This window comes from Nocardia tenerifensis NBRC 101015, from assembly GCF_000308715.1.
In the GTDB taxonomy this organism is placed as follows: domain Bacteria; phylum Actinomycetota; class Actinomycetes; order Mycobacteriales; family Mycobacteriaceae; genus Nocardia; species Nocardia tenerifensis.
In genome coordinates, this window is the sequence record NZ_BAGH01000538.1 from 1 (window position 1) to 8,429 (window position 8,429).

At 67.2% G+C, this 8,429-nt stretch carries 12 protein-coding genes; 2 read left to right on the top strand and 10 right to left on the bottom strand.

The features are described 5' to 3' along the window. The 8 genes from ON39_RS35620 to ON39_RS35655 form a co-directional block, all read right to left on the bottom strand. Nucleotides 1-923: aminotransferase class V-fold PLP-dependent enzyme (locus ON39_RS35620; protein ID WP_040740747.1), on the bottom strand; the 923-nt coding region annotated here is incomplete at its 3' end. A gap of 3 nt (nucleotides 924-926) precedes the next feature. Further along, nucleotides 927-1,352 carry an ester cyclase gene (locus ON39_RS46360; RefSeq protein ID WP_051187519.1) on the bottom strand — a complete coding sequence of 142 codons (426 nt, stop codon included), beginning with the start codon at nucleotides 1,350-1,352 and terminating at the stop codon, nucleotides 927-929. Between the two features lie 15 nt (nucleotides 1,353-1,367). After that, nucleotides 1,368-1,796: an adenosylmethionine decarboxylase gene (gene speD, locus ON39_RS35630; RefSeq protein ID WP_063713430.1), complete on the bottom strand. Its 429-nt coding sequence runs from the start codon at nucleotides 1,794-1,796 to the stop codon at nucleotides 1,368-1,370. Further along, nucleotides 1,793-2,578 carry a 2OG-Fe dioxygenase family protein gene (locus tag ON39_RS35635; RefSeq protein ID WP_040740748.1) on the bottom strand — a complete coding sequence of 262 codons (786 nt, stop codon included), beginning with the start codon at nucleotides 2,576-2,578 and terminating at the stop codon, nucleotides 1,793-1,795. The genes speD and ON39_RS35635 overlap by 4 nt, the downstream gene beginning before the upstream one ends. 50 nt (nucleotides 2,579-2,628) lie before the next feature. Further along, complete coding sequence (locus ON39_RS35640) at nucleotides 2,629-4,086, bottom strand: glutamine synthetase family protein (protein WP_040740749.1); 1,458 nt, start codon at nucleotides 4,084-4,086, stop codon at nucleotides 2,629-2,631. A 203-nt stretch (nucleotides 4,087-4,289) separates the two neighbouring features. Then, nucleotides 4,290-4,811: an anthrone oxygenase family protein gene (locus ON39_RS35645; RefSeq protein ID WP_174412607.1), complete on the bottom strand. Its 522-nt coding sequence runs from the start codon at nucleotides 4,809-4,811 to the stop codon at nucleotides 4,290-4,292. Beyond that, entirely contained in the window at nucleotides 4,808-5,644 is an 837-nt protein-coding gene (locus tag ON39_RS35650) for an SDR family oxidoreductase (protein ID WP_040740750.1), read from the bottom strand. Before ON39_RS35650 ends, ON39_RS35645 begins: the two co-directional genes overlap by 4 nt. A gap of 175 nt (nucleotides 5,645-5,819) precedes the next feature. Then, on the bottom strand, nucleotides 5,820-6,275 hold the full coding sequence (locus tag ON39_RS35655; RefSeq protein WP_146251240.1) for a hypothetical protein: 456 nt from the start codon (nucleotides 6,273-6,275) through the stop codon (nucleotides 5,820-5,822). A gap of 151 nt (nucleotides 6,276-6,426) precedes the next feature. Between ON39_RS35655 and tsaA the strand changes: the two genes are divergently transcribed. Further along, nucleotides 6,427-6,840 (top strand): tRNA (N6-threonylcarbamoyladenosine(37)-N6)-methyltransferase TrmO, encoded by a 414-nt coding sequence (tsaA, locus tag ON39_RS35660; protein ID WP_040740752.1) that lies wholly within the window; start codon nucleotides 6,427-6,429, stop codon nucleotides 6,838-6,840. A 15-nt stretch (nucleotides 6,841-6,855) separates the two neighbouring features. Here tsaA and ON39_RS35665 read toward each other — a convergent pair whose 3' ends face one another. Then, on the bottom strand, nucleotides 6,856-7,617 hold the full coding sequence (locus ON39_RS35665; RefSeq protein WP_083894885.1) for an LGFP repeat-containing protein: 762 nt from the start codon (nucleotides 7,615-7,617) through the stop codon (nucleotides 6,856-6,858). 112 nt (nucleotides 7,618-7,729) lie between these two features. Between ON39_RS35665 and ON39_RS35670 the strand changes: the two genes are divergently transcribed. Beyond that, nucleotides 7,730-8,119, top strand: a complete 390-nt coding sequence (locus tag ON39_RS35670) for a YunG family protein (protein WP_211336390.1) — start codon at nucleotides 7,730-7,732, stop codon at nucleotides 8,117-8,119. Nucleotides 8,120-8,152: 33 nt separating this feature from the next. Here the strand turns inward: ON39_RS35670 and ON39_RS35675 are convergent. Then, nucleotides 8,153-8,429: ATP-dependent helicase C-terminal domain-containing protein (locus ON39_RS35675; protein WP_040740754.1), on the bottom strand; the 277-nt coding region annotated here is incomplete at its 5' end.

Here is an 8,429-nt window from a genome sequence, read left to right on the forward strand (position 1 = left end):
AGCGCTAGGGATTTGGCGCGCACCGCCGCCGGATCGGCCCGCGCGGTGAGCTGGACGCCCTCGTCCAGGGCGAGCAGGCTCAGCAGCGGCGGGCAGCCGGTGGTCAGGCGGGCCGCGCCCGGATCCGGGGCATAGCCGGGGGTGAAGTCGAACGGCCGCGTATGCCCCAGCCAGCCGGTGACCGGCTGTTCGAAGCGCGGCAGCAGCCGATGGGCGACGTACATGTATCCGGGCGCGCCCGGTCCGCCATTGAGGTACTTGTACCCACAGCCGACCGCCAGATCGGTACCCGCGGCGTCCAATTCGAGAGGCACGACGCCCGCGCTGTGCGAGAGGTCCCACAGCACGAGGGCTCCGGCGTCGTGCGCCCGCTCGTTGATCTCGCGCATCGGAAATAGTTGCGCGGTGCGGTAATCGACGTGGCTGAGCATGACCACCGCGACGTCGGAGTCGATGTGCTCGCCGATCTCCTCGGTGGGCACCCGGCGCACGGTCGCCTGCCGGTGAACGTACCGCGTGACACCGTCGGCGATGTACAGATCGCTCGGGAAGTTGTCGCGGTCGGTGAGGATCACTGACCGCGCATCGGTTTGCAATTCCATTGCGCCGCACAGCAATTTGAACAGATTGACCGAGGTGGACTCCCCGACGGCGACCTGACCGGGTGCCGCGCCGAGCAGCGCGCCGATGCGATCGCCGGTCACCGTCGGCAGTTGCAACCACTGGTGATCCCACCAGCCGGCGTTCATATCGTCGCGCCAGCGCCGCAGGGCCTCGTCGAGCCGGTCGGCGGTCGCGCGGGGCGGCGGCCCCAGCGAATTCCCGTTGAAGAACACGCGATCGTCTCGCAGGTCGAACAGCGCACGCAGGTCGAGCAGTGGATCGATGGCGTCGAGTTGTTCGAAGTACCGGCGCTGCTCCATGTGCTACTCCGTAATTTGTTGCATCAGACCGTACATATCCTCGTTGTGCCACCACTCCGCGAGGCGGTTGTCGGCGTCGAAGCGCATGATATCGATCCCCGACAGCGATACCGCGCGCCCGGTCCCGGCGATTCCGGAGAGCACGCCGGTATGCGTTCCCGAGGAGTTGTATCTGGCAACGAGTTTGTCGCCGTCCACGAGTACCTCCTCGATGACGAAGGTGAAGTCGGGAAAGGCCTGATTCCAGTCGATCGCCATGGCCACGTGCCCGTCCTTCGTATTCGGGAACGCGTCTATGGGGCGATGGTCGAAGAAATTCTCCGACAGCACGCGGCTGCCCGCCGGGTCGCCGTGGTTCCACAGTTCACCGATCCAGATGTCCACGTACACGTGTCGCATGAGTTCACGGCGATTCCCGTTCTCCGACATGATGTCTCCTTCGCGCTACTGCGATGTTGTCTCGGCCGTTATCGGGGCGAACTGGTTCGCCGCGGCGAACGCGGCGCGCCCGCGTTTCAACCACTGCACGGTGACCCGTTTCGGCCGAAAGTTCGCCTCGAGCACCGGAATCGCCATCTCCGGGTCGGTGGTACCGCAGGTGAAGACGTCCACCGCGGCGAAATCGTGCTCGGGCCAGCTGTGAATGCTGATATGCGACTCCGCGAGGACCGCGACGCCCGTCACCCCGCCGGCGCCGCCGAAATGGTGCACGTAGATATACAGCAGCGAGGCCTTCGTGGCCCGGACGCACTCGCGCAGCACCTGCTCGATGAGCGCCGGGTCGTCGAGGCGGCTCGCGCCGATGAGGTCGACGAGCAGATGGGTCCCCGCCGCCCGCAGCTCCGGCGTGGGGGCGGTGGCCATTTCGGTCATCGGGCCTGCCCGGCGGCGGCCGGTAGGTCCGAGCGAGACTCGACCGGAAGCGGATTCAGCGAGAAACCGCAGACATCACGGGTGGCGACGGTCGCGCCGTCGGCCACCGTCACGGGTGTCACGTCGTGCAGGCAGCGCGGATCTTCGAACACCACCGTGTCGATCGGCGCCTCCAATTCGAGTTTGCGATACACCACGCGATCCAGATCGGCGAACAGACTGCGCCCGCCCGCGACGTTCACCCGATTGATCAATGAGATCGAGGTGAAGGCGTGCCCGTCGTGGTGCATGCCCTCCGGCGCCGGATATCCGGGTTTGTCGGGGAGGGCGACGATCCGCAGCAGATGCACCCCGATCTCCCAGTGGCGCGCCGCGCTCACCCTGGCCTCCGGAAGTACCGCCAGCACGTCCCACATCAACTGGTGCAGAAAAGGATTCCGGGTCGTGCGCTCGGCCAGCGGCTCGAATTTCCGCTCGAATCCGCCCGCGTACGGATTGACCTCCGCCTCCTGATAGAACGCCCGGTGCTCCAGCTTCTCGATCCGGCGCTCGGCGGTGTCCGCCGCGAAAAGGCTGAACCGGCGTTTCCGGAAGACATACTCCGTTTGCAGCCAGCGGTCGTCGCCCAGATCATCGAAATCGGCCGCCAGCTCGGCCAATCCGGCGCCGATATCCGGCGCCAGATCCGCCGTCGATCTGCCGGGAAGCATGACCACCGGATCGTCGGCGAAACGGTCGACGGGTAAGGCGCCGAAGAGTTCGGTATGAATAGATGACGTCATCGTAATCCTCTTCTATGGTCGCCGCCCGGTCCCGATACCGAGCGGACAGGTCACGACACGTAGTCGAGATAGAAGTCGAAATCCCACTCGCTGGTCGTGGCCAGAAATCGTTCCCATTCATCGCGTTTGTGCGCGGTGTATACGCGGTACATATCGCCGGGCAGCGCCGCGCGCACGACCTCGTCCGCGTCCAATTCCGCAAGCGCCGCACCGAGATTCATCGGCAGGCTCCGCTGCTGCTCCGGTGCGCTGTCATAGGTGTTGGCGCTCGACGGCGGGCCGGGATTCAGGTCGTTGGCCAGGCCGTCGTCCATCGCGGCGAGCAGGCCCGCGGCCATCAGGTACGGGTTGACCATCGAGTCGGCCGCGCGATACTCGACCCGGTCGGGCGCCGACACCCGGACCGCACACGTCCTGTTCTGGAAACCCCAGCCGGCGGTCAGCGGCGCCCAGAACCCGGTATCCCACATGCGCCGGTAGGAGTGCACCGTCGAGGCGGCGAGCGCGGTGAGCGCGGGCAGATGGGTGACCACCCCGCCCACCATGCGTTCGCCGATACCGTTGAGCCGCTGAGGGTTTGCGCCTGGCACTCGCCCGTCGGTCAGCAGGTTCACCCCGCCCGCGCGGTACTGCCGCACGCCGGGCACGGTGGTATCGGTCGCCATCGCGACGGTCTCGTCCTCGCCGCCGCGCCAGAGCGAGAGGTTGTGATGGCAGCCGGAGGCCGACAGACCGGGGAACGGCTTGGTCATGAAGCAGGCGATCACGCCGAATTCCCGTGCCACCTGGCGACATATCTGGCGGTAGGTGATGAGCCGGTCGGCGTTGCGCAGCGGATCGTCGAAGCGGAAGTTCAGCTCGAGCTGGCCCGGCGCGTCCTCGTGGTCGCCCTGGATCATGTCCAAACCCAGTGCCCGGCCGTAGGTCAGCACCCGCAGGCTGATGTCGCGGAGCTCCTCGAGTTGGTCCACGTGGTAGCAGTACGGCTTGGACACGCCGACCAACGCGTTGTCGGCGTCGCGGCGCAGCCACATCATCTCGGGCTCGGTGCCGACCCGCAGGTGCATGTCGTGCCGGTCGGTGAACGCGGCGTGCAACCGGGCCAGGTTGCCCCGGCAGTCCGAAGACAGTGCGGCGCCGGGGTTTTCGACCTCCTCGCGATTGCGGAACAGGCGGGCGAAGACCCGCGCGACCCGGCCGTCCCAGGGCAGCTGGGCGAAGGTCTCCGGCTCCGGTATGGCGATCAGCTCCGACGCCTCGGGGCCGTAGCCGAGGTAGCGGCCGCGCCGGTCGGTGGCGACATTGGCGACCGCCCCGTACACCATCTGCACGCCGCGGGTCGCCAGGTCCTCCCAGCGCGAGGCGGGCATGCCCTTGCCGACGACCCGACCGGTGACCGACACGAATTGCACATAGATGTACTGAATATCGAGCTGGTCGATCAGCTTCCGAACGTCGTTGGTCGCGTCACTACGCCCGGGCTCGGCCAGAAAAGCATCGATGTCCACAGGTTGCCCCCTTCGGCCACGCCTCAACGCAGTGTTCGACGTCGGGACGGAGTGGTCGGATCGCTCTGCATGCCAACCGGATTTGAGATTGGATCCAGGATCCAATGAATTTTTGCACCTGGCAGTCTGTTCCGCAAGGTTTTGCGACCGCTCGCGGAACACCGCGTGCCAATGCTATTCAGGGGTTGCCGTTCGTTGCCGGATCATGTTATGGCGGAGCCGTTTTCACGTTCATCGAAAGGCGAACGGAATAGCCCGGCGCCGCAACGACTTCGGCTGGGCTGGACCGCGGCGAACGCGAGACATCCGAAGGCGAGCAGCGCGGCCGTCGTGCGGACGGCGTGCGCGATCTGCCAGCGATCCCGGACCCAGGACCAGTCGGCGGGTGGGGACTGGACGCTCCAGTCGGCCTGGTCGATGTTGATCGGAAGGTTGACCGCGATCGTGAGGGCGAAGAGCAGGACCAGCAGCGCGAGCGCGGCGACCGTCAACCATCGGGTGTTCGTTCGGAACGTGCGGTAGGTCAGGAGCGCCGTCGCGATCAGGGCCGGGAAGAGCGTGACGACGGCGAGCCGGTCGAGGGAGTCGAGCTCGACCAGTCTGACCTGGGTGTAGACGATTCCGTCGAACTCGCGCAGAGACAGCTCCAAAATCATTACGCCCGTGAGGAATCCAGCGAAGACACCGGTGAACAGCAGGCTGACCAAGCGTGTGTATTTCGTCATGACCACTCACCCGCATGGTCGCCGGCCCACGCGGCGAAGGTGCGGGCGGGGCGGCCGAGGATCGTCTCGACCTCGGCCGTCACCGTGGGCGGCCGCTCCAGCTCGCGCCGGTACCGCGCCATGAGCGCTCGAACGAACCTCTCGTCGAGGCCGTTGCGGATCATCCCCTGGGCCGCGGCCTCGGCCGGGACCTCCTCGAACCGCAGCGGCCTGCCGATCGCCGCGCCGATGAGGGGCACCATCTCGTCCAGCCTGAGCGCCTGGGGCCCCGTGATGGAGATGGTTCGGCCGAGCAGACCGTCGTCCATCAACGCACGCGCGAGGACCTCCGCGACGTCGCGCTCGTGGATCACCGCCTCGGCGAAGCTGCCGTAGGGTCCGCGGACGACGGCGCCGGACGCGATCTGGCCGCGCCACATCGCCAGGGTGTTCATCGCAAAAGAACTGGGCCGCACCGCGATCCACGGCAGCGGACTCGCGGTGACGGCGCGCTCCACCTCGGTGTTGCGGTCGCCGTTGTAGCGCGACGGTTGATGATCGAAGGGATCGTCGACGTTGATCGCCGACATGACGACCACCTTCGGCACGCCCTCCTCGGCGGCGAGCCGCAGGAGCTTGCCGAGGTCGTCCTCGGCGGCGCGAGGATGCACGAAGAGGCCGTGAACGCCGCGCAGCGCTCGCCGGATCGCTTCGGACGCAACAGGTTCCACACCGTCTGGGAAGTCGGCGCGGTCAGCGTCGCGGGTAACGGCACGGATCCCCGCGCCTTCGGAGAGCAGCGCTTGGACGAGCGGGCGGCCGATGACGCCGGTCGCTCCGGTTACGAGGTACATGAGGTGTCCCGTTCGAGAGTCATATAGTACGAGAAGCGTAACACTACGATACGAGGCTGATACTGTATGATTTACGTAACATCTTCGGGCCTGGGTCCGCCGAGGACTACATGCGAGATAAGCGGTGAAACCGATTCGCGAAACCGCTAGAACGGGCGGGAAACCGCCCTGCGGATCAAGACTTACCCGGGTCGATTCGACGCGGCTTGGCCACGCGCCGAATACCCGACGCCGGCGCCTCACCACCGGCCCGCTTCCGGCGCAACGCGTTGAAATCGATGACACTTCCGTCGTGTTCGGCCCGGTCCGCGGCGTCGTCGGACGTGGGCTGCCACCCCGGAGCGAAGGCGACGGGCCATGCCCCGGTCTCGCGTTGCAGCTCGGAGCGCATGACGGGCCTGGTCGGGGCGGGATCGAAGGCGGACGGGCCCTCCGGCTGCCAGGTCTTACGCGGCCGGTCGCCGGCGCTGTCGGTCATCCGCCGCGGCCGATGCGGCAGCCGAATGAGCTTGGACGTGGCGTTTCCCGCCTCGCAGGACCCGGTGTCGGCGGCCTTCCTGCCCTCCGGGTTCCTGCGCAACCGTTCCACCGCATCGAACCTGTTGTCGCCGGGGCCCTGCAAGTCGCTCACGGTCACATTGTGCCTCAGGGCCGCCCGATGGTTTACTACCGTGTCCCATCACACGAAACCGGGCGGCCGTCAACGCGCGTGATCCGCCGTTCCGCGCGAGACAATACGGCCGCCGAGCACTCTTGACCTACAGTGCGCTCGAGGTTTCAGGATGACCGAGGTGAACAACTACCTGCTGCACCCGATCGGGCACGTCGAATCCGAACTCACCGAACTCGGCGACGCGCCACGCCAGCCCGACGAGGGCGCCCCGCAGGCCTGGCTGGTCCTCGACGACCGCTACGCCGCGGCCCTGGACGGCCTCACCGCCGGCACGGACGTGCTCGTGCTGACCTGGCTCGACCGCGCCGACCGCGATACGCTCACCGTCCATCCGCGCGGCGACACCACCCGGCCGATCACCGGCGTCTTCGCCACCCGCGCGCCGCACCGGCCCAACCCGATCGGGCTGCACCACGTCCATATTCTCGCCATCACCGGCACGCGTATCCACGTCCGGAATCTGGAGGCATTCGACGGGACACCCGTGCTGGACCTCAAACCGCCGCTCACCCCGGATCGTTGACGAACGCCGAGAATTTCAACGCGGCGGATACCATTCGATGCGACCACCCTGGAAATCCTGTGCCCGGCCGCCGTTGTAGTCGTATTCGTCGCTGATCGGGTAACCGTAGCGGCCGTTCTCCCAATTCTGGCTCGCCCAGATGTCTCTGATCGCGCCGCTGATCACGCGGGCGCCGGTGTCGGCGGACCAGTAGATGGAGCCGCCCTCGAAATGCTGCCCCGCGCCGTTGTTCTTGGCGTGGAACTCGTCGGTGGCGGGGAAGCCGAGCTTGCCGTCCTCCCAGGACAGGGTCGCCCACTTGTCGCGGATCGCGCCCCAGGTGTTGTGCGCGCCGGTCGCCCGCGACCAGTGGATCGTGCCGCCCTCGAAATGGTTGAAGCGACCGGGTTTACGGGTCGGCAGTTCCCGGGTGGTGGGGTAGCGCAATGCGCCGTTCTCCCAGCCGAGTTCGGCCCATTTGGCGCGGATGGCGCCGCCGATCTGATTGGCGTGTCCGTCGGATACCAGTGGGTGCCAATAGATCGAGCTGTCGCGCTCGAACTCCTGCCAGCGCCCGCCGCGCGCGGCGTCGGACTCCGGATTCAAGGCGACGCCGAAGAACGTGACCCCGCCGGCCTCGTCGTATTCGACCCGTATCGCGCCGTATATCGGATAGGGCTGTGCGCCGGCCTCGGTGGGAGTCAGGGTGAGACCGCCGAGCACCGCCACGACGGTGGCGGCTCGAATCAGCCGGACGGATCGACGCCGACCGTGTTCGGAAAATCGCGGACCCGACATGGCCCCTCCTTGCGCCCCCAAGGTGATAGGCCCATTTTACGTGCGCCCCACGGCTTTCGACAGTGCCGTTGCCGGGTCGAGATGCGATGCTTCGGGGATGCGGACGTGGGACTTGACGGAGATCGCAGACGCGATCCGGGCCTGCTGGGCGGCGGACACCTGCTCGCCGGATGATCTGGAAAGGGCTGGCTGGCAAGCGGATAACCCGGCGTGGGGACACTGCGACGTGACCGCGCTGCTCGTGCACGACCTGTTCGGCGGGGAGTTGATGGTCGGTGAGGTGTGGCTCGCGGGAGAGCAGCAGGGGTTTCACTGGTGGAACCGGTTGGCGAGCGGTATCGAGCTGGATCTGACGCGCGATCAGTTCCGGCTGGGGCAGACGATCTCGGCGGTCCGGGTGGTCGAACGCCCGCCCGGGCCGACGCGGTATCGGTGGCAGGAGTATCTGATGTTGCGCGAGCGCGTGCTGAGCCGCCTCGGCCACCTCCCCGAACCCGCGTGAGCTACGAAAGTCGTTGCGCGGATTGGGCGTTCGTCACCCACGCCCCGCATTGCGTGCGGTGCCGCGGTGGGCCGGCACGGTGGCCGGGTCCTCCGGCCAGGCGTGTTTGGGGTAGCGGCCGCGCAGGTCGGCGCGGACCTGTGGCCAGCCGGTGCGCCAGAAGGAGGCCAGATCGGCGGTGACGGCGACCGGGCGCTGCGCGGGTGAGAGCAGGTGCAGCACGATCGGGACGCGGCCGCCGGCCAGGCGGGGCGCGTCGGTCCAGCCGAAGATCTCCTGCACCTTGACCGCGAGCACCGGCGGATCGGTC